The organism is Glycomyces niveus (genome assembly GCF_017592475.1).
GTDB lineage: Bacteria > Actinomycetota > Actinomycetes > Mycobacteriales > Micromonosporaceae > Glycomyces > Glycomyces niveus.
Genome location: NZ_JAGFNP010000003.1, coordinates 501,052 through 520,356 on the forward strand (window position 1 = coordinate 501,052; position 19,305 = coordinate 520,356).

The 19,305-nt window shown below is 67.9% G+C and carries 15 protein-coding genes and 1 pseudogene; 11 read left to right on the forward strand and 5 right to left on the reverse strand.

The window, feature by feature from the left end:
• Positions 1 to 1,083: 1,083 nt before the first annotated feature.
• Complete coding sequence (locus tag J5V16_RS08135; RefSeq protein ID WP_208495569.1) at positions 1,084 to 1,983, reverse strand: TIGR02391 family protein; 900 nt, start codon at positions 1,981 to 1,983, stop codon at positions 1,084 to 1,086.
• A gap of 421 nt (positions 1,984 to 2,404) precedes the next feature.
• Here J5V16_RS08135 and J5V16_RS08140 point away from each other — a divergent pair, with 421 nt between their 5' ends.
• The 3 genes from J5V16_RS08140 (at position 2,405) to J5V16_RS08150 (ending at position 4,276) form a co-directional block, all read left to right on the forward strand.
• Positions 2,405 to 2,857 (forward strand): single-stranded DNA-binding protein, encoded by a 453-nt coding sequence (locus J5V16_RS08140; RefSeq protein WP_208495570.1) that lies wholly within the window; start codon positions 2,405 to 2,407, stop codon positions 2,855 to 2,857.
• Between the two features lie 81 nt (positions 2,858 to 2,938).
• Positions 2,939 to 3,907 (forward strand): DUF4192 domain-containing protein, encoded by a 969-nt coding sequence (locus tag J5V16_RS08145; protein ID WP_208495571.1) that lies wholly within the window; start codon positions 2,939 to 2,941, stop codon positions 3,905 to 3,907.
• Between the two features lie 72 nt (positions 3,908 to 3,979).
• Positions 3,980 to 4,276 carry a hypothetical protein gene (locus tag J5V16_RS08150; RefSeq protein ID WP_208495572.1) on the forward strand — a complete coding sequence of 99 codons (297 nt, stop codon included), beginning with the start codon at positions 3,980 to 3,982 and terminating at the stop codon, positions 4,274 to 4,276.
• Between the two features lie 22 nt (positions 4,277 to 4,298).
• Here the strand turns inward: J5V16_RS08150 and J5V16_RS08155 are convergent, their stop codons facing one another.
• A complete protein-coding gene (locus J5V16_RS08155; protein WP_208495573.1) occupies positions 4,299 to 4,628 on the reverse strand; it encodes a hypothetical protein in 330 nt (109 codons plus the stop codon).
• 422 nt (positions 4,629 to 5,050) lie between these two features.
• Here J5V16_RS08155 and mobF point away from each other — a divergent pair.
• Positions 5,051 to 6,088: pseudogene (gene mobF, locus J5V16_RS24965) on the forward strand (MobF family relaxase); the annotation flags it as partial.
• Positions 6,089 to 6,283: 195 nt separating this feature from the next.
• Positions 6,284 to 9,595: an ATP-dependent DNA helicase gene (locus J5V16_RS08160; RefSeq protein ID WP_255537306.1), complete on the forward strand. Its 3,312-nt coding sequence runs from the start codon at positions 6,284 to 6,286 to the stop codon at positions 9,593 to 9,595.
• 314 nt (positions 9,596 to 9,909) lie between these two features.
• On the opposite strand, the gene nhaA is transcribed toward J5V16_RS08160, so the two are convergent.
• Entirely contained in the window at positions 9,910 to 11,286 is a 1,377-nt protein-coding gene (gene nhaA, locus J5V16_RS08165) for a Na+/H+ antiporter NhaA (RefSeq protein WP_208495575.1), read from the reverse strand.
• Positions 11,287 to 11,522: 236 nt separating this feature from the next.
• Between nhaA and J5V16_RS08170 the strand changes: the two genes are divergently transcribed.
• The 6 genes from J5V16_RS08170 to J5V16_RS08195 all read left to right on the forward strand — a co-directional run bounded on the left by J5V16_RS08170 (position 11,523) and on the right by J5V16_RS08195 (position 15,958).
• The gene (locus J5V16_RS08170) at positions 11,523 to 12,050 is read left to right on the forward strand and encodes a GbsR/MarR family transcriptional regulator (protein WP_243900887.1); all 528 of its coding nucleotides are present in this window, start codon (positions 11,523 to 11,525) and stop codon (positions 12,048 to 12,050) included.
• Positions 12,047 to 12,493 (forward strand): FAD-dependent oxidoreductase, encoded by a 447-nt coding sequence (locus tag J5V16_RS25700; protein ID WP_208495576.1) that lies wholly within the window; start codon positions 12,047 to 12,049, stop codon positions 12,491 to 12,493. Before J5V16_RS08170 ends, J5V16_RS25700 begins: the two co-directional genes overlap by 4 nt.
• Complete coding sequence (locus J5V16_RS08180; RefSeq protein ID WP_208495577.1) at positions 12,408 to 13,295, forward strand: FAD-dependent monooxygenase; 888 nt, start codon at positions 12,408 to 12,410, stop codon at positions 13,293 to 13,295. The genes J5V16_RS25700 and J5V16_RS08180 overlap by 86 nt, the downstream gene beginning before the upstream one ends.
• Positions 13,296 to 13,347: 52 nt before the next feature.
• On the forward strand, positions 13,348 to 14,715 hold the full coding sequence (locus J5V16_RS08185; protein WP_307792898.1) for a TrkH family potassium uptake protein: 1,368 nt from the start codon (positions 13,348 to 13,350) through the stop codon (positions 14,713 to 14,715).
• Positions 14,716 to 14,859: 144 nt separating this feature from the next.
• On the forward strand, positions 14,860 to 15,393 hold the full coding sequence (locus J5V16_RS08190; protein ID WP_208495578.1) for a hypothetical protein: 534 nt from the start codon (positions 14,860 to 14,862) through the stop codon (positions 15,391 to 15,393).
• 79 nt (positions 15,394 to 15,472) lie between these two features.
• The gene (locus J5V16_RS08195; protein ID WP_208495579.1) at positions 15,473 to 15,958 is read left to right on the forward strand and encodes a GbsR/MarR family transcriptional regulator; all 486 of its coding nucleotides are present in this window, start codon (positions 15,473 to 15,475) and stop codon (positions 15,956 to 15,958) included.
• 100 nt (positions 15,959 to 16,058) lie between these two features.
• Here the strand turns inward: J5V16_RS08195 and J5V16_RS08200 are convergent, their stop codons facing one another.
• Both J5V16_RS08200 and J5V16_RS08205 read right to left on the reverse strand, forming a co-directional pair.
• On the reverse strand, positions 16,059 to 16,733 hold the full coding sequence (locus tag J5V16_RS08200) for a response regulator (protein WP_208495580.1): 675 nt from the start codon (positions 16,731 to 16,733) through the stop codon (positions 16,059 to 16,061).
• Positions 16,730 to 19,294 (reverse strand): sensor histidine kinase, encoded by a 2,565-nt coding sequence (locus tag J5V16_RS08205; RefSeq protein WP_208495581.1) that lies wholly within the window; start codon positions 19,292 to 19,294, stop codon positions 16,730 to 16,732. The genes J5V16_RS08200 and J5V16_RS08205 overlap by 4 nt, the downstream gene beginning before the upstream one ends.
• Positions 19,295 to 19,305 lie beyond the last annotated feature (11 nt).

Consider the following 19,305-nt stretch of genomic DNA (forward strand, 5'->3'; position numbering starts at 1 on the left):
TCTGGGGCGCCGACGCCGTACAGGGGCTCGAAGCGGTCTGACTGCCGGTCGGGGCGGCCCCGCTACCGGGGTGCCGCCCCGACGTTCTCACGATCTTTCGCCCGCCGGTTCCCGCCATGCCGACGGATGTGCTTCCCTCGCTTGCGGCTACAGAACAGCTAGGGTCGGTGCGCGCGGTCGGGAGTTCTTGTCGACCGGTGGGGTTGAAAAGCGGACCCGGCCGCGCACTACCGTCATATGACGCGCATCCACCCCGCCCTCAAGCGCCTCCCCTGCGGCATCGCATCGGAGAGGCTGCTGCCTTCAGCAGCGGTTTGGCTGGGATTCCTTTGATCCGCAACCGAGGTGACAACACCCTGATCCCGAGCTAGCCTGACTCATTGATACAAGTGTTCGATACAGTGAAGGCGGGGCATGTCGGGGAGCGTGGCGCGATTGAGCCCGGCCGAACTGGCCGCGTTGCTGGGGATGCGGTTGGGCGCCGAGCTGCGTCCCGGCGCTGTCCCAGCCGTTCCTGGCCTGCCGCCGTCACAGGCGGTGCATCCGGTGGCTGATGCGCTCGCGCCGCTCCTGCCTGCCGGTGGCCTCTCGGGACAGCTCGGCATCGACGCCCGCCGACGCGGCGCCACCACGCTCCTGTTCGCGCTGCTTGCCGCCGCCACGTCCAAGGGGCTGTGGTGCGCGGTCGTGGACGAGCCGCGCTTTTACCCGCTCTCAGCAGTTGCCGTGGGCGTTAACCTCGAACGCCTCGCCCTGGTCGAAACCCCAGGCGTCGAGGGTCGGCTTGCCGCGGTCGGCGCGCTCTGCGAGGGCATCCCGCTCCTAGCCGCCTCAACACAAGGATTCACAGCTCGCCAACTTCAGAGTGCGGCTTCACGCGCCTCCCGGTCCGGCACCGCAATCATCTGGCTGGAGCACCAGCCGACACCGCGACTCGATGCGTGGATGGCCGTCACCTCCTGCCAGTGTCTCGGGCTGCGACAGAATGAGGGCCGCCGGTGGGGTTCAGGGCGATTCGATCCGTGCCGGCTCCACGTCACCGCAGCCTGGCGCGGGGGCAGGCGCGAGTACGGAGCTGTGGCCCTACGGCCGTGGCTCATCGACTGGTGCCGTAGCGGAGCTTGCGGGCACCTGAATCTCGCACTGATCGAGGAGTCGTGCGAGGAAGGAGTAGGCGGCGAGCCGTTCCATCGCCTCTTGCTCGCTGAGTTCGTCACTGGAGTGCGAGGTCGGGTTCCGCACCGTCTGGTTCAACCCTTCAGCGAGTCCCTTGAGTGAGGCGGCGAGCGGCGGCAGGCCGTTGCGCATGCTCGTGACCGTCTGGTCGTCAGGCTTCCCCGGCCAAACCAGACGCGGCCAGTCCGCTGCGCCCTTGGGCCGCTGCGTCTTCGGTGTCGCGAGTGTCTGTTCCCAGAAGGTCGTGCCGTTGACACCCCCGCGGCCGAGTTTCTTGCGCCAGAACTCGGTCAACCCCTCCGCGGCTTCACGCACTGCGACCCGGTATTGGTGAGTCGTCCAGTACGGCGCCGCGGCGCTCCAGATCACCGGGTGGAACGACGAAGGCGCGAAAGCCGGAAGGTCAGAATCGGTTGCAGCCTCGGCGTCGGTGATCATCGCGCGGAGCCGACCGCGCGCCGAGACCGCAGCACTTCGGATGTCCTGCGGCTCGAGCACCGCCTTCGGCGAGGACATCAACGACCAGTTCGCGATCGGATCAAGCAGTCCCAAGCCCTGCACCTGAACGGAGGTGCCCGTCACCTGCATCGCTCTCGCCGCGTTTCCCGCCGTCTCGGCCACATCGAGGGCAAGCCGACGCTCCTCGCCGCGATCTTGCCCTTCTTTGATACGAACCGTGGGGAGCAGCCCATACGGCGGTTGAAATCCAATCTCGACCTGCGTCGTCATCCACGCGTCGAAGGCGGTCTGAAATTCGGCGACTGCCGCGTCCAGCCGTCGAAGGTAGTCGACTCCGTATTCAGCCATCTCGACCTGCTTTCACTCAGCCACGAACCTCGGTGCCGAATTCGGGGATCGGGGTTCATTCAGCGTATCCAGCAGGCCGTGATTCGGAGGACCCTAAGCCCGCGCCTGCTGACCCTCCCTGTCGTAGAACTCCCACGCTTCCAGCCGGATCGCTGACGAGGTCGGGTTCGTCTGCCCGGGTGCGCGGCTGTGGTGTGAGCACGCTACCCGACGGCCGCTCCGGCACGCTCCTTCGTCGCTCGCAAGCGCGCCTGCGCACTTTCTTCGCAGAGCGCGACTCCGTCGCTGCGAACAAAGATGCTGGACCCCCTTGACGTCCCTCGCTTCCCCGCCGGGATGGACGCGAACTCACCACAGCGGCACACCACCCGGGGCGATTCCCCGGCAACCACGTCAGCCGCCATCCAGAAGGAGTCACGTAATGGAGTTCCACTTCGCCGTCGAAGGCCAGATCGTCCGCCGCGACCCCGAGGTCTTCGCGACCTCGGGCGGCAACGCCGGGGTCCGCTTCGAGCTCGCCCACAAGCCCACTTACCGCGACGCCTCGGGCAAGTGGGTCGAGGGCAAGACCCAGTTCTTCGACATCACCTGCTGGGGCCACCTCGCCGACAACGTCCTCGCTAGCTTCGAGCGCTACGACACCGTCATCGTCACCGCCCGCTCCCTCTTCGCCCAGGAGTCGGGCGGGTTCGCCCACCTCAAGGTCACCGCCGAAAACGTCTCTGCCTCGCTCAGGTTCGGCACGGTGACTCCGGCCCGCAAGGAGCGAGTGGCGAACGCCGAGGTCCGGACCGCCGACGGGGAGACCCGTCCGGTCACCGTCGAGGACGCCTGGGCCACCGCAACCCCCGCGCCGCAGCCTGCCGCGGCCTGAACCATTCCTCGCGGGGCGGCCTTCGGGCCGCCCCGCACCCGCTCCGCATCTGCTTCCCTCAACTGCCTCTTTGGAGACGTCATGACCGACACCGCCAAGCTCTCGATCAACGGCCCGACCGACCTCATCGCCGCCGTCCCGTACCTGCTCGGGTTCGCACCCGAACACTCCCTGGTCGCCGTCGGCCTCAAAGACCGCGGGCTCGAATGCACCTTCCGCGTCGACCTGCCCGGCTCACTCGACCACCTCGACCGTCTCAACACCCTCATCGAACCCGTCCGCACCAACGACTGCACCGCCGTGGTCCTCATCGCGTACGGCGAGGCCGAGATCACCACCGCCTGCCTCGCCCAGGCGCTCATCGACTACGCCTTGGCCGACATCGACGTCCTCGACGCCCTCCGGGTCACGGAAGGGCGCTACTACAACCCGACCTGCACCGACCCCTGCTGCCCACCCGAAGGGCTCCCGCTCCCCGAGGACTCCGCGATCGGCGCCGCCCTCGTGGCCGCCGGCGCGAACCGCCATCCCGACCGCGACGCCATCACCGCCCTGCTGACCCCGGCCACACCCGACCGCCGGGCGGCCGTCGCGACCGCAGTCGATGACGCGATCGTGCAGGAGGCGACGCTGTCATGGGGCGAACAGCGCCGCATGGACGTCGCCACGGTCGACCAGTGGCTGGCCGCCGCCGATCTCCCCGACTCCTCCACCGACATCGCGACCCTCGGCCTCGCGGTCGGCGACCTCGACGTCCGCGACCACGCCCTCATCGCCTCCGACACCGACCCAGACAAAGCCACGGACCTATGGCTGTGGGTCGCCCGCCACCTCGACGAGGAACTGGCCGCTCCGGCGTTCACCATCGCAGGCTGGTGCGCCTACCGCACCGGCAACGGCGTCCTCGCCCTCGAAGCCTTCAACGCCGCACTCAAGTCGAGCCCGTTCTACCGGCTGGCGCACATGCTCCTGGCCGCCCTCCAGGCCGGCATCCCCCCGAAGGCACTGAGCAACATGTCATGCCTCGACGCCGAGCCCGCCAGCGCCTGACCCCAGCCGAAAGGGCCCCGCCCGCGCGTGAACGTGCGGGCGGGGCCCTGCTCTGTCCGATGGGAGGTTCCTGTGAACGCCGCCGACACTCGCACTCATCCGCTCGATGCCCTCGCGCTCGCCGAGGACGCCTTCCAGCAAGCCCGGGCCCGGCTCAAGGAAGCCGAGGCCGACCGTTACGCCTCGATTTGGGCCGCGCTCACCACGGCCGAAGACCTGACCGAGCTGCGGGCGATGCTCCCGCCGACCGTCACCACCCAATCCCTCCGCGCCGCGGTCCGCCGCCACGCCACCGGCGACACCGGCTACATCCAGCCTGAACTATTCGATGGCGACGGCGACGGCGAGTCCACTACGAAACCCGAGTGAAGCCGCAGCACCGGCCAACACGTCACGCGGGCTGCACTGCGGGCCCGGTCGTTTCCCGGTCGGCTTTCTTCGCCGCGGCAAGGGCAGTCCGGACATCGACGACGCGCATCCCGCACAACTCCGCGATGCCCTCGGGTGTCTCTCCGAGTTCCCGCAGCTCCATGACGCCGCTGCTGATCGCTGCATTGGCTTCCTCGATCGCGAGATGGGCGGTGATCACTTCGACCACAATCTGTTCGATCTGTGCTTCGCGCTCGCGCGCTGCCGCGATACGGCGACGCCGGATCTCGCCAGCGCGCCGGACCGCGAGGATCTTCTTGCTCGGCTGCTGCGCATTTCCTGAATCGTTCATACCGGCGACGATAAACGCGAATACCGGCCCGCGACAACTGTGCTATTCCGCGAATTCAGGAGCCTTCGGTACCACTCGGACCTCCCAATGACTCTCCAGTACCAGAATAGTCACCCGTTGGTACTACTACGCTATCACCAGCATCGATACCCGGATACATGCCTCCAGCCACATATGGATGACACACCTCTTGCACGTTTCGTGAATCAGGACCATTCGGTATTGGCACGCCGATCACGAATAGCTAGCTTTGACGATCTGGAATTGTCGGATCGGCGGGGCGGGGGTGGTTCGCAGTGATGACCGTCCACAAGCTCTCGGTCGGTGACGGCTACACCTACCTCACCCGCCAGACCGCTGGCGGCGACGTCCCGCGGGCGCCCGGTCAGTCGGCTGCGGACTACTAGACACAGGCGGGGAATCCACCGGGCCGGTGGACCGGTTCCGGGATCGCCGCGCTCGGACTGGAGCCGGGACAGCAGGTGCGCGAGGAGCAAATGCGGAACCTGTTCGGCGAGGGCCTGCACCCCGATGCCGAGGCGATCCAGGACGCCTACCTCGCCGAGCACCTGCACCCCGGACTCACCGCGGCACAAGAGCACCGGGTCAAGGGCGCGGCGGAGCGAGCAGCGAAGCTGGGCCAGAAGCTTCCCGCCTACAAGGTGCTCGACCCGTTCGAGGAACGCGTGCGGAAGCGCTTGGAGGACATCGCTTCAGAGACCGGCCGGGAAGCTACTCCGGCGGAGGTCGCGAAGGTCAAGCGCGAGGAGGCCGCACGGCAGCGCGCTGGCGTTGCGGGCTACGACCTGGTCTTCACACCAGTGAAGTCGGTGTCGGTCCTGTGGGCGCTGCATCCGGACGAGTCAGTGCGCGCCGAGGTGAAGGCCGCGCATGACGCCGCCGTGAGCCGGGCCGTCGCGCTCATTGAGGAGCATGCGGCGTTCACACGCTCGGGCGCGGGCGGCGCTGCGCAGATCGAGACGAACGGGCTCGTGGCGACCGCGTTCGACCACCACGATTCGCGCTCGGGCGACCCCGACCTCCACACCCACCTCGCCGTCGCGAACAAGATCCAAGGCCGCGACGGGAAGTGGCGCTCGCTCGACGGGACCGCAGTGTACGCGGTCGGTGTCGCGGCCTCGGAGACATACAACGCCGCCATCCAAGCCGAGCTCACCACACGGCTTGGAGTCACCTTCATCGACCGGCCCGGGCCGGCGAAGTCAAACCGGCCCGTCCGCGAGATCAAGGGAATCGACCCCGCCCTCCTGAAGCACTTCTCGGCCCGCCGCACCGCGATTGAGGCCCGCTACAGCGCCCTCCGGTCCGACTATCGTGCCCGGCACGGCCGCGACCCGGACCCCCGGGTCGCCTATGAACTCGCGCAGCAGGCGACGCTGGAGACCCGCGAGGGCAAGGCCGCGCCGCGCCGGCTCGACCAGATGCGCACGGCCTGGACGGACCAAGCCGTCGCCCGATTCGGACCAGCCATCATCGGTGAAATCCAGAGCACCGTCCCCGGTTCCGCACGCCCCGAGGTGCACGCCGGGCTCGACGCCGACGAGGTAGCGCAGCTCGCCGATATGGTCATTGCGCGCATCAGGGAAGAGCGCGCGACCTGGGGCCGGTGGAATCTTCACGCCGAGGCCGCCAGGATGATCCGCACCGAACACGACTCGCTCCGCCCCGAGGCGCAGCACCACGCGATCGGTCGAATCGTCGAATCGGCACTAGGCGAGGGGAAGTCGATTCGGCTCGGAGGAGCCGCGCCGGTAACCGAGCCGGAGCTGTTGCAGCGCAGCGACGGCGTCTCCGTGTTCCAGCGGCACGAAGCCGACCGATTCACGTCGCAGGCCGTCCTCGATGCCGAACAGCGCCTCGTTAAGGCCGCACAGACGCCCACTGTGTGGTCGGCGGGGGCCGAGGCCGTCGCTGAGCGGATCGCCGCCTTCGAGACTCGGCATGGCCGGAACTTGGACGAGGGGCAGCGACAACTCGTTACCGCATTCACTACCGACGACCGGTTGCTGACGGTCGGGATCGGGCCCGCCGGATCAGGGAAGACCACCGCGATGCGCGCCTACAAGGAGACCCTGGCCGGCGAGGGTCGCCGTCTGATCGGGCTCGCCCCCTCCGCGCAGGCCGCGAAGGTCCTCGAAGCCGACCTCGGTATCCCCTGCGACACGATCGACAAGTTCCTGTGGCAGATCAACCCCGGGAACCTGTTGAACGGCCCCGAGCTCGTCGAAACCCTCCGCCGGATCGAGGCCACCCAGGCCGACAAACACGCCGAGAGCGACCTGCAGGTCCTCCTGACCCCGGTCCATGGTCTCCGCCCCGGTGACGTGCTGCTGGTCGACGAGGCATCGATGGCCGGGACGTTCAACCTCGACCGCATCACCTCCCTCGCCGACCATGCAGGCGCGCAAGTGAGGCTGCTCGGCGACGACTGCCAGCTCGGCGCCGTCGCCTCCGGCGGCGTCCTCCGCCTCATCGCCGCCGAAGTCGGCGCAACCGAACTGCGCGACCTCCACCGCTTCCAAGACCCGGCCTACGCCGCCGCCTCGCTCCGCCTGAGGGAGGGCGAGGCGGCCGGGCTCGACTACTTCGAAGACCGCGGCCGACTCGAGGGCGGCTCCCGAGACGCCATGCTCCAGTCCGCCTACGCCGGATGGAAGCACGATGTCGCGGCCGGGAAGACCAGTCTGATGATGGCCTACGCCAACACCGACGTCACCACGCTGTCGACTTGGGCGAGGAATGACCGGATCGCGGCCGGCCAGGTCGCCGAGGCCGGGGTGGTGCTCGGGAACGGACAGACCGCCGGGCGCGGAGACTGGATCGTCACCCGCCAGAACCAGTACGACCTCAAGTACTGCGGCGGAAAGGACTTCGTCCGCAACGGCGCCACCTGGGATGTCCTCAAGACTCGCGGAGATGGCTCGCTCAAGGTCAAGTCCCGCGAATCCGGCGGCACTCTCACACTCCCCGCGGAGTATGTGGCCGAGCACGTCGAACTCGCCTACGCCTCCACCGTCCACCGCTGCCAAGGCATGACCGTCGACACCGCCCACCCGATCCTCACCGACCAGATGAGCCGCGACGCTCTCTACGTCGCCGCCACCAGAGCCGCCGAGACCACGACCCTCTACGCCGTCACCCACACCGAGATCCCCGCCGACCCCGACCACCAACTCGACCGACCCAAGTGGGACCCCGACGCCACCGCCGCGCGCGAAGTCGCCGAACAGATCCTCGCGAAGGAGGCTGAGAACCTCTCCGCCACCGAGACCGACCAGCGTCTCACCGCCCGCGCCGGCGACCTCCACGAACTCGTCGCCCGCTACCGCACCGCCACCGACATGGCCGCCGACCACCACTACGCCGACCTCATCACCCGCGTCCTCTCTCCCGGCCACGCCGCAGAACACCTGGCCGACATCGAAGCCAATGGCCGCGGCGCCCTCGCCGGAACCCTCGCCAAAGCTGAGGCCGCCGGCTGGAATCCCGAGCAGATCCTCACCCTCGCCATCGCCCGCGGACCGCTCGACGATGCCGACTCCGTCACCGCAGTCCTCATCGGCCGCATCAACGGCCACATGGAAAACCACACCCCACCACCAGCGGGTGCACAACCCACCGCTGACGACCTCAACCGCTACCGCGAACTCCTCCGCCCCCACTACCCCGACGCAGACTTCTCCCCCGAGGCCGCGCTCCATCCCAGGCCCGTCAGGTCCCCAGCCAACGCCGCCCACGAAGCCGAAGCGACACGGGCCACCGACCGCTTCCGGGCAGAGCTCACCGAAGTCCTCGGCACCGGTCTCGCCGAACGCGTCACCGCCGAGCGGGCCTGGCCTGCGGTCATCGGGGCCCTGCGACGAGCCGAAGAAGCGGGTCAATACTCCTCAGAAGCGCTCCATCGTGCTGCCGCGCAACGTGACTTCGACGGCCTCGACACGATCGCGCCCAACCTCGCCTGGCGCATCGAACGCCAGACCCGCCTGATCGAACTTGACCCCACCCATACAGGCCAAGCCTGGCCCGCCCTCGCCTGGACTGTCAAAGCCTGGGAGAACGCCGGTGGTGATCCAGCCGAACTCATCAACTATCTCGCCCCCAACCGCACCCTCACCGGAATCGCCCTCGAAGCCGGCCACGAACTCACCTGGCACCAACGGCTCCAGGCCACCGAGACCACAACCCACCCCCTCCCCTGGGCCGCAGCACCGAACTCAATGCACCACAGCGACGCCGTTCCCGCGGAACTCCGCGACTACCTTGACCAGGTTGCCGACGCCATCACCGCCCGCGCCAACCACCTCACCGAGAGCGCCGTCACCGAGCGACCCACCTGGACGACCGCGTTCGGTGAAGCCCCCACCGAAGAGGCCGCCCACGACCGATGGCGCACTGCCATCTTGCTCGCCGCCGCGCACCGAGACCAGCTTCGCGTCGAAACCGACGACCCGGACCACCCATTCGGCCCGTACCTCGAATCCGGCCGGTCTGGGCACTACTCCTGGTGGGCCGCGGCAAGCGCCGCCCTCACCATCGACAACCCAGACGCGGCCAATGGCAGTACCGGCCTCGCCGAAACTGCAGAGCAGCAGCTCACGATCGCCATCGCGCACGACACCTACGCCGCGCTCCCTTCAACCGAGCGCGAAGCAATCCATGACCTGATCGCGACTACAGTGGGACCGTCCTGGCTGTTGATTGCACGAGACCCGTCAGTGGCCGCAACCCAGTCCGTCCTGGCCGTGGATCTTGTCCATGCTTTGTCCAGCCGTGGATTGTTGACGCCGGAACTTGCCTCCGATCTTCGGATCACGGCTCCGCATCTCGCAGCAGAAGGTCAGAGCGAAGTCCTGCATGGAGGCAAATCCTTTGAGCAGCAGGAGACCGACATGGGTCAAACGCTTGCGCAGAAGCCCGTCAGTTCCATCACTCCTCCGCGGCCGTGATGCGTCCTCCTGCTTCTCCATCTCCCTTGTGCTCCGAGATATGTTTCCACGATCGTGCCCACCATCGACGCTTCCGGTTGACAAGCAATCCGGCCACGGGCCCAGCGATTGCTCGCTAGAAGTAAAGGATGTAGGTCGATGAGCCAGACGACCCCGCGGGCCATCACGATGAACACCCCGTCAGCCGCGCCTGGACTGAACCGATGCCGTTGAGCCCCTCCATCAACGAAGTCTCTTCGGTCGGGCGCCCTATGTGAGTATCGGGAACGGGGCGACGGCGAGCATGAGGACCGCCGCTGCGCCGCCTGTCCAGATCAGGATTTGGTTGCCGCAGCTTGTGCGGGCCGGTGTTTGGGGGCGGTAAGGGCGACGAGGCCGGCGCCCAGGAGTGCGGCGATGAGGGACCCGGCGAGGACGCCGATCTTGGCCTCGTCGGTCAGCAGTTCCGTGCCTCCGCTGCGGAAGGCGAGCTCGGTGATGAACAGCGCCACCGTGAACCCGATCCCGGCGACCGCCGCGATGCCGACCAGCAGCGGCCAGCCCGTCCCGGTGGGCAGGCGGCCCGCACCAAGCTTCACCGCGATCCACGTCGCGAGCGTGATGCCGACCGTCTTGCCCAGCACGAGCCCCAAGATGATGCCGAGCGTAACCGCTGAGGTCGCGGCTGTCGCGATCAGGTCTCCGGACAGGGCGACCCCGGCGTTGGCGAGCGCGAACAGCGGGAGCACCACGAACGAGGAAAACGGGTGGTTGGCCGCCTGGAGCCGGTCGGTCGGCGCGAGCGCGTCGCGGCGCAACCGCACGAGCTGCTCGGTCTCCTCGGCCGTGAGTCCTTCCTTGGCCAGCTCCTGGGCCCGCGCGTGCGCGGCGGCCGGGTCGAACAGGGGCTTGGCGGCGATGATCAGGCCCATGATGACGCCCGCGATCGTGGCGTGGACACCGGATTCGAGCATGGCGAGCCACAGCGCGATGCCGACGATGAGGTAGACCGGCGTGGACCAGACGTTGAGCAGGCGCAGCCCGATCGCGATCACGAGGATGACCCCGGCGGCGGCGAGCCAGCCCAGGGACACCTCCTCGGTGTAGAACACGGCGATGACGGCGATCGCCCCGAGGTCGTCGACGATCGCGAGAGTCAGCAGGAACACCCTTGCGGCCGAGGGGATCCGGGAGCCGAACAGCGCCAGCACACCGACGGCGAACGCGATGTCGGTGGCCATCGGGACGCCCCAGCCGCCCGCGCCTTCGCCGCCGGCGTTGAGAGCCGTGTAGATGAGCGCGGGGACGGCCATGCCGCCGATCGCGCCCGCGATTGGGGCGACGGCGTTGCGGATGCTGCGCAGTTCACCGGAAACGATCTCGCTCTTGATCTCCATGCCCACCACGAAAAAGAAGATCGCCATGAGCCCGTCGTTGATCCACTCCCGCAGCGAGTGGTGCAGCTCGAAGCCGCCGATGTGCAGGGTGATGTCCATGCCCCACAGCCATTCGTACGAGTCGGCCCAGGGCGAGTTCGCCCAGACGATCGCGATGACCGCGCACGCCAGCAGCACGATCCCGGAGGCGGGTTCGATGTGCAGGAACGCGGCGGCCGGGCGTCCGACGAAGCGGGCGAGCGGCTTGCTGGAGTATAGGAAGGCGGGGCGCGAACGCCACAAGGGCGAGGTCCAGGGCTCTTTCGTGGACTGCACGGTGCGGCTCCGTTCGGGACGTGGGGTCGATCGATTCACGCCGACCAGTCTTCCCGGCACACCAGGCCACACCCTACCGCAGACACACCGCCGCCCCGACACCGTCGGTTACAGGTGGTACCGCGTGGGACTACTCCATCACGCTGCACATCAGCGACATCGGCAGAAACGCTTGGCCCCGAGCCGGTAGCGGGCCCGCTCAGGTGGGATTCTTGTGGCAAACCTAATTTCGGTTTATGCTGAAATTCATGGCAAGTGATGTAAGTAGTGAATCTTCCTTGAAGCAGCCATCCGAGGACGATGGGCCCTCGCATGATGAGCTGCTCCACTGGGTTGAGCGGGTCGCGATGTTCCTCGCGAACGACGGAGTGCCGCCGATCGCGGGACGGGTGCTCGGCTGGCTGATGGTCTGCGAGCCCGCCGAGCAGTCGGCCGGCCAGATCAGCGAGGCGATCGGGGCCAGCCGGGCATCGCTGACGACGAACATCCGCGTGCTGATGACCGTCGGCTTCGTCGAGCGGCGGACTCGGCCGGGCGAACGCACGGGCTACTACCGGCTCAAGGACGGCGCCTGGGAAGCAGTGGTGCGCCGCCAGATCGCCTCGCTCGTGTCATTCCGCGAGGTCGCCACCGACGGCCTGGCACTACTGGGCACTGAAAGCACACGCGCCGACCGCGTGCGCGAAGCGCAGGACGTATTCGACTGGATGGCCGAGGTCTTCGAACTGGCTCCGCCACCAGAGCGCAAGGGAGGCAAGCGATGAGCGGTACGGCGATCGTCGTCGGGGCGGGCATCGGCGGGCTGGCCGCCGCGATCGGCCTGCGCCGCATCGGCTGGGACGTGACCGTGCTGGAGCGCTCGCCCGAAGTGGGCGAGATCGGGGCCGGGATGTCGCAGGCGCCCAACGCCTTGCGCGCGCTGGACGCGCTCGGTGTCGGCGACCGGGCACGTGCTGCGGGGACGCCGTTCTTCGCCACGACCAACCTCCGCGAGCCCTCGGGCCGTTATCTGATGCGCCCCCTCGGGGGTCCCGCATCCGCTGCTGGGCTTCCATCGCGCCGACCTGCACGGCATTCTCCGCGATGCCATTCCGCCGGAGTCGATCCGGACAGGAATGAAAGTGACGGGCTTCGCACAGACCGCGGAACGGGCCGAGGTCCAGACCGAGTCCGAGACGTTCAGCGCCGACCTGGTCGTCGCCGCTGACGGCATCCACAGCACCGCCCGCAGACTCCTATGGCCGGACACGCCCGAGACCACGTTCTGGAACTACACCGTCTGGCGCGGCATCGCCGACCTCGACCTGGCCGCACATGAGGGGTGCATGACCCTCGGCGCGGACCGGTACCTCCTGACGATGCCGCTGACCCGCGGCCGGGTCTACTGGGCGCTCGGCGCCCAGGCGGAGGCTCCCGGTGTCCGGTATCCGGACGAGCGGGAAGCGGTCCGCGAGCGGGTCGCCGACTGGCATGGCCTGGTCCACGAACTCCTGGACGCGACGCCGGTCGATCGGGTGCTGCACCACGACATCACCGACCTCGACCATGCCCCCCTGCCGACTTTCGTGAACGGCCGCATCGCGTTGCTGGGCGACGCGGCGCATCCGATGAGCCCGGATCTGGGTCAGGGTGCGGGTATGGCGATCGAGGATGCGGTAGTACTGGCCGCAACCCTCGCCGAGACCGGTGACCCGGTAACGGCGCTCGCGCGATACGACCTGGAACGGCGACCGCGCGCGCAGTGGGTAGCGAAGGCCGCCCATAAGAACGGCCACGACGCGCTCATGGGCAGTGCGCTGAGTCGGCGGCTCCTGTCGCTGACGTTGCGGCTCATGTCGCCGGCGGTGTTCGCGAAGGTCTCGGCAAGAGCGCTTGATCGCCTCTGGGGTTGGCAGCCTCCCGCCCTGCCCGGCCGCTTACACCGGACCTTCGTAAATCCATACGTTTTCTTGACGCTTCTCCTAGATGGCGTATCCGGGCGTGCCGACCGCATCTGCCTGGCGGTTTAGGTCATCACGGTTCGCGCGTCAGGGGAAGGGCGGCCGAGCATAATCAGCGCTTGTGAGACGAGCTCTGCGACATCCGGCGCGACTGGTGCCCCTGGCCTTCCTGGCGTTCATCCTGGCCGGGGCGGTGCTGCTCATGCTGCCGGTGTCCACCGAAACCCCGGAGGCCGCGCCGCCATTGACAGCACTGTTCACATCGGTGTCGGCGGTGTGCGTGACCGGCCTGGTCGTAGTCGACACTTCGACCTACTGGTCCGGGTTCGGCGAGGCCGTCATCACAGTGCTGATCCAAGTCGGCGGCTTCGGCATCATCACGGCCGGGACCTTGTTGGGGCTCTTGACTGCCGGACGGATGCGGCTGCGCGGGCGCTTGCTGGCCGCGAGTGAGAACCAGGCGTTGAGCTTGGGCGACATCGGCGGAGTGGTGCGGCGGATCGCCCTTATCACCGTGTCTGTCGAGGCGGTCGTGGCGCTCGTCCTATTCCTGCGGTTCCGCTACCACTACGACTTCCCGGTCGGCGAAGCGCTGTGGTACGGGGTCTTCCACGCCGTCTCCTCGTTCAACAACGCCGGGTTCGGACTCGAGGCCGACAGCCTCATGCAGTGGGTCACCGACCCGGTCGTAACCTTGCCGCTGACCGTGGCGATCGTCATCGGCGGTATCGGCTTCCCGGTGATCGTCGAAGTGTTGCGCAAGTCCCGCCTGACGCGTGCAATACGGGGCGACCGGCGTCGTCGGCCCAGTCCGGGCTGGTCGGTACACACCAAGTTGACGCTGCTGACCACCGGCATCCTGCTGCTGGTCGGCTTCGGCGCTTACGCGGTCTTCGAGTGGAGCAACCCGGCGACCCTCGGACCGCTCAACCCTGGAGAGAAGCTCTGGGCGGCTTTCGTCGCGGGGGTCCAGCCCCGCACCGCGGGCTTCAACAACCTCTCGATGGCCGACCTGACGCATGAGACGTGGATGGTCACCGACGCGCTGATGTTCATCGGCGGCGGCTCGTCCAGCACCGCCGGCGGCATCAAGGTCACCACATTCGCACTGCTGGCGGTGGTCATCTGGTCCGAGATCCGCGGCGAACCCGACGTGGCAGTTTTCGGCCGCAAGATCCCCGGACCGACCCAGCGCCAGGGCCTGACCGTCGCACTCCTCGGCGTCGCGGTCGTCGCGGTGGGGACCGCCCTGGTCATGATCGACACCGAATTCACGCTCGATCAGGTGCTGTTCGAGTCGATCTCAGCGTTCGCCACGGTCGGTCTGTCGACCGGCATCACCGCCGCACTGCCACCGGGCAGCCAGCTCGTGATGATCGTCCTCATGTTCGCCGGGAGGGTCGGCATCGTCTCGTTCGCGGCTGCACTGGCGCTGCACAGCAGGCAACGCCGCTATTCCTTCCCCGAGGAGCGCCCACTGGTCGGTTAGACGCCGGGGGCGACGTGACCAGGCCGGTGGCCGGTGCTGCCATGAAACGATGCTGAATTCTTGATAGTTCTGTAAGTTCAGTGTTTACTGAACTTATCGCACTTGCGGAACTTTGAGGGTGCGTTCCCTCGGAAGGAACACGTCATGGAACTGGTCACCGAATTCTTCGAATGGGCCTGGCCCCGCCACCTCAACCCGATCAGCTGGTACATCCGTCCGCTGTTCTTCATTCCCATCGCAGTCTTCGCCTGGCGCCGCCAGGGCTGGTGGATGACCCTCTCGATCGTCGCGATGCTCTCGAGCTTCTTCTGGTTTCCCGAACCAGCCGAAGTGGACCCGGCCGCGCAGTCCATCCTCGACATGGAAGCCGAGCTGTTCGCCCAACCTGGCTGGCAGACCGCCGCGAGCCTGGGCACCATCCCGATCTTCATCGGGGCCTGCATCTGGGCGTTCTGGCGCCACTCCATCGGCATCGGCCTGTGGACGATCAACCTCGGCATCGCCTACAAGGCCGCCTGGGTATGGGTCAACACCGACTTCGCGGGCTTCATGCACGTCGTCCCGATCTACGCCATCGCCCTCGCGGTCATCAACGCCCTCACCATAGGTTTCGCCAAGTGGCGCAGGATCCCGCTCTACCCTGGCCGGAGCGCCGAGAAGCGGCCGATCGAGGTTTGAAGCGCCCGAGCGGGGTGAGCCGGCAGGCCGGTTCACCCCGCTTTTCACGTTCACCGGCGAAGGAAGGGATACTGATCCCATGTCCGACCCCGATCAAGCGGCCACCGGCGCCGATCCTGAGACACTCGCGTTCGTCGAGGACTTCGCGCTCGCCATGGAACGCCTCGGCTTGGTCCGTATGACCGGCCGCGTCATGGGCTGGCTCCTGGTGTGCGACCCGCCCGCCCAGACCTTCGGTCAGATCGCCGAAGCCCTCCAGGCCTCCAAGGGCTCGATCTCGACCGCGTTGAAGTTCCTCACCACGGCCGGATGGGTGGGCAAGACCTCCAAACCGGGAGTGCGCGGCGACTTCTACACCATCCGATCCGGCGCCATGGCCGACCTCGTCAAGCAGCAGAGCGCCCAGTACGCGGCCTTCACCGACGTCACCGCCCGCGGCCTCGCACTGTTCAAGGACGCCCCAGCCGAGCGCGGCGAGCGCCTGCGGGACCTGCACGAGTTCTTCGCCTGGCTCGCCAAAGAACTTCCAGCTCTCATGGAGCGCTGGGAGAACGGACGCGCTTGAACGCCCGACGGCCCCGGCAGGGCCGGTTGCCGGGACGTCCGGCCGGCGGTTGGAGCCGTCAACTGCTGATCTGAGCCGCATGCACCGACTTACAAGTCCTCTATGGTCGGAAGCGGTAGCCCATGCCCGGCTCGGTCAGGAAGTGCACCGGTCGGGACGGGTCGGCTTCGAGTTTGCGGCGCAGCTGGGCCATGTACTGGCGCAGGTAGTGGGTCTCGGAGTCGTAATTCGGGCCCCAGACCCGGTGGAGGAGCGCGCGCTGGCTCACGAGCTTCCCCGGATTGCGCAGGAGGATCTGCAGGATCTGCCACTCGGTGGGCGTCAATCGGATCTCCTTGCCGTCGCGGATGACCTCCTTCGCAGCGAGATCCACTGTGACCGAACCGATCATCGTGATCGGCGATTCGGGGTCCGAGCCGGTCCGGCGGGTCGCTGCTCGCACGCGTGCGAGCAGCTCCCCGATGTCGAACGGCTTGGTGACATAGTCGTCAGCGCCCGCGTCCAGGGCGGCGATCTTCTCGGCGCTCGCCGCCCGGCCTGACAGGATCAGGATCGGCGCCTTGGACCAGCCGCGCAGGCCCTCGATCACTTTCCGTCCGTCCATGTCGGGCAGGCCCAAGTCGAGCACGATGAGGTCCGGTTTGATTGCGGCGGCCGTTCGCAGTGCGGTGGCGCCGGTGTCGGCGGTCGCCACCTCGTACCCGTGTGCGGCCAGGTTGATACGCAGCGCCCGGAGGATGTGCGGCTCGTCGTCGACTACAAGTACCCTGATCATTCGTCCTCGCTCTCGCGGTGGTTTTCGAATCGAGGCAGTGCCAGCACCATCGTCAGGCCTCCGCCGGGGGTCGCCTCCGGTGTGAGCGTGCCGCCCATGGCCTCGGCCAGGCCCCGCGACAGCGCGAGACCCAACCCCACCCCCGAGGTGTTGTCGCGGTCGCCGAGGCGCTGGAACGGGGTGAACATCGTCTCGTGGTCCTCGTCGGGGACGCCCGGGCCGCGGTCGATCACCCGCAGTTCGACCTCTGCGCCGTGGACGTTCGCGACCAGCAATGGCGGCTGGCCCTCGGGGCTGTAGCGGAGTGCGTTCGCGATGACGTTCACCAGGATCCGCTGCAGCAGGCCCGGGTCGGCCATCACTTCGGGCAGCTCTACGGGGATGTTGAGCCGCACTTCGGCCGCCGGTTCGTCCAGTTCGTCCAATGCGGTCGGTACTGCTTCGTCGAGGGCGATCGGCACCAGGTTCGCACCGAGCACGCCCGCCTCGAGTCGACTCATGTCGAGCAGGTTGTCGACCAGGCTCGTCAGGCGCGCGAGCGACTGCTCCGCGGAGTCCAGGAGCTCCCGCCGCTCTGCGGGTGTGAACAGATCCCCTGTGGACTTCAGGCTGGAGACCGCGACGCGCACGGACGCCAGCGGCGTCCGCAGGTCGTGCGAGACCGCCGCCAGCAGCGCGGTCCGCAGCTTGTCCGCGTCCGTCAACCGCTGCACGGCCTCGGCTTGGTGCTGCAGCCGCTCGCGCTCCAGCGCCGCCGCCGCGTGCATCGCGAACGCCTGTGCAATGCGCCGGTCCGCCGCTTCGAGCGTGTGCCCCTGCAGCGCGAGGGCGAGGTCGTCGTTGATGGGGATGTCGTTGTCGGCGTCGCCGGGATTCGCGCGGGCCTCCCCGGCGCACGCGACCGGCCGCCAGGACTTGGCCTCGTGACGCTCTGCAGGCCCCGCGCCCGGCTCGGTCCGCTCCAAGAGTGTCACCGACTCCAAGCCGAACGTCTCCCGCAGCTGTTCGAGGAGGTCGTCAAGGCGGTTCCCGCCGCGCAGCACGTTCCCGGCGAGCGTGGCGAGGGTCTGTGCCTCTGCGCTGGCCCGCGCTGCCAGGCGCGCCCGCGAGGCCGACAGGTTCACCACCGCAGCCCCGCCGAGGGCGAGTGCCACGAAGATGAACAGGGCGATCAGCTGTTCCTGGTCGTTGACCTTGAACGTGTAGTACGGGACGGTGAAGAAGAAGTTCAGCAGGAAGAACCCCAGCAGCGCGGCCAGCAGGGCGGGCCACATCCCGCCAGCGAGGGTCAGACCCATGACTGCGGTCAGGACGATGAGGATCATCGTCGTCAACGAGAGCTCCTGATGGAACGGAGTCAGGGCCGCCACGATCGCGGGGATGCCAAGAACCGCAAGAAGGAGACCCAGTCGGCGTCGGCCCGCGCCGATCAGACCCCGACCCGGCCGAGAACGCAGGACCTTCGCCACATGCTCATGCGTGACCAGGTGGACGTCGATCGGCCCGGACTTCGCCGTCGTGGTCACACCCACGCCTCGTGAGATCGCCTGCGCGAACCGGCCGCGCCGGGAAGCCCCGAGCACGAGCTGCGTCGCGTTCACGCCACGCGCGAACTCCAACAGCGCCTCGGGGATCGACTCGCCCACGACCTGGTGATAACTGCCGCCGAGGTCCTCGACGAGGGTGCGCTGGCGGGCGAGGTTGCGGGCGGCGCGGGCGCTGGTGAGCCCGTCGCCCGAAGCGATGTACACGGCTCTGAGGTCGGCGCCGCCCGAGCGCGCGGCGATGCGGGCGGCGCGGCGGATGAGGGTGTCGCCCTCGTCGCCACCCGACAGCGCCACGACCACGCGCTCCTTCGATTCCCACGTGGCGGTGATGTCCTGGTCGGTCCGGTACTGCTCCAGCTGGTCCTCGACCTTGTCGGCCAGCCACAGCAGCGCGATCTCTCGCAGGGCGGTCAGGTTGCCGACCCGGAAGTAGTTCGACAGCGCCGCGTCCACCTTCTCGGGCGGGTAGATATTGCCGTGGACCATGCGGCGGCGCAGCGCCTCGGGGGTGATGTCGGCGAGTTCGATCTGGTCGGCGCGCCGGACGACCTCGTCGGGGACGGTCTCACGCTGCGGCACCCCGGCGATGGCCGCGACGACGTCATTGAGGGATTCGAGGTGCTGCACGTTGACCGTTGAGATGACGTCGATCCCGGCCTCCAGCAGTTCGTCGATGTCCTGCCAGCGTTTCTCGTTGCGTGAACCGGGCACGTTCGAGTGGGCGAGCTCGTCGACGAGCGCCACAGCGGGAGCCCGCGCGATGACGGCGTCGACGTCGAATTCCTCGAAGAACGAGCCGCGGTACTCGATCGTCTGCCGCGGGACCACTTCGAGGCCGCCGATCAGTTCGGCGGTCGAGGGGCGACCGTGGGTCTCGACGAAGCCGATCACGACGTCGGTCCCGCGGTCGGCGCGGCGGTGGGCTTCTTCGAGCGCGGCGAAGGTCTTTCCGACGCCCGGTGCGGCCCCGAGATAGATCCGGAGTTGTCCACGTGTCGTAGGCACAGTGCTCATGAATCCTCTCG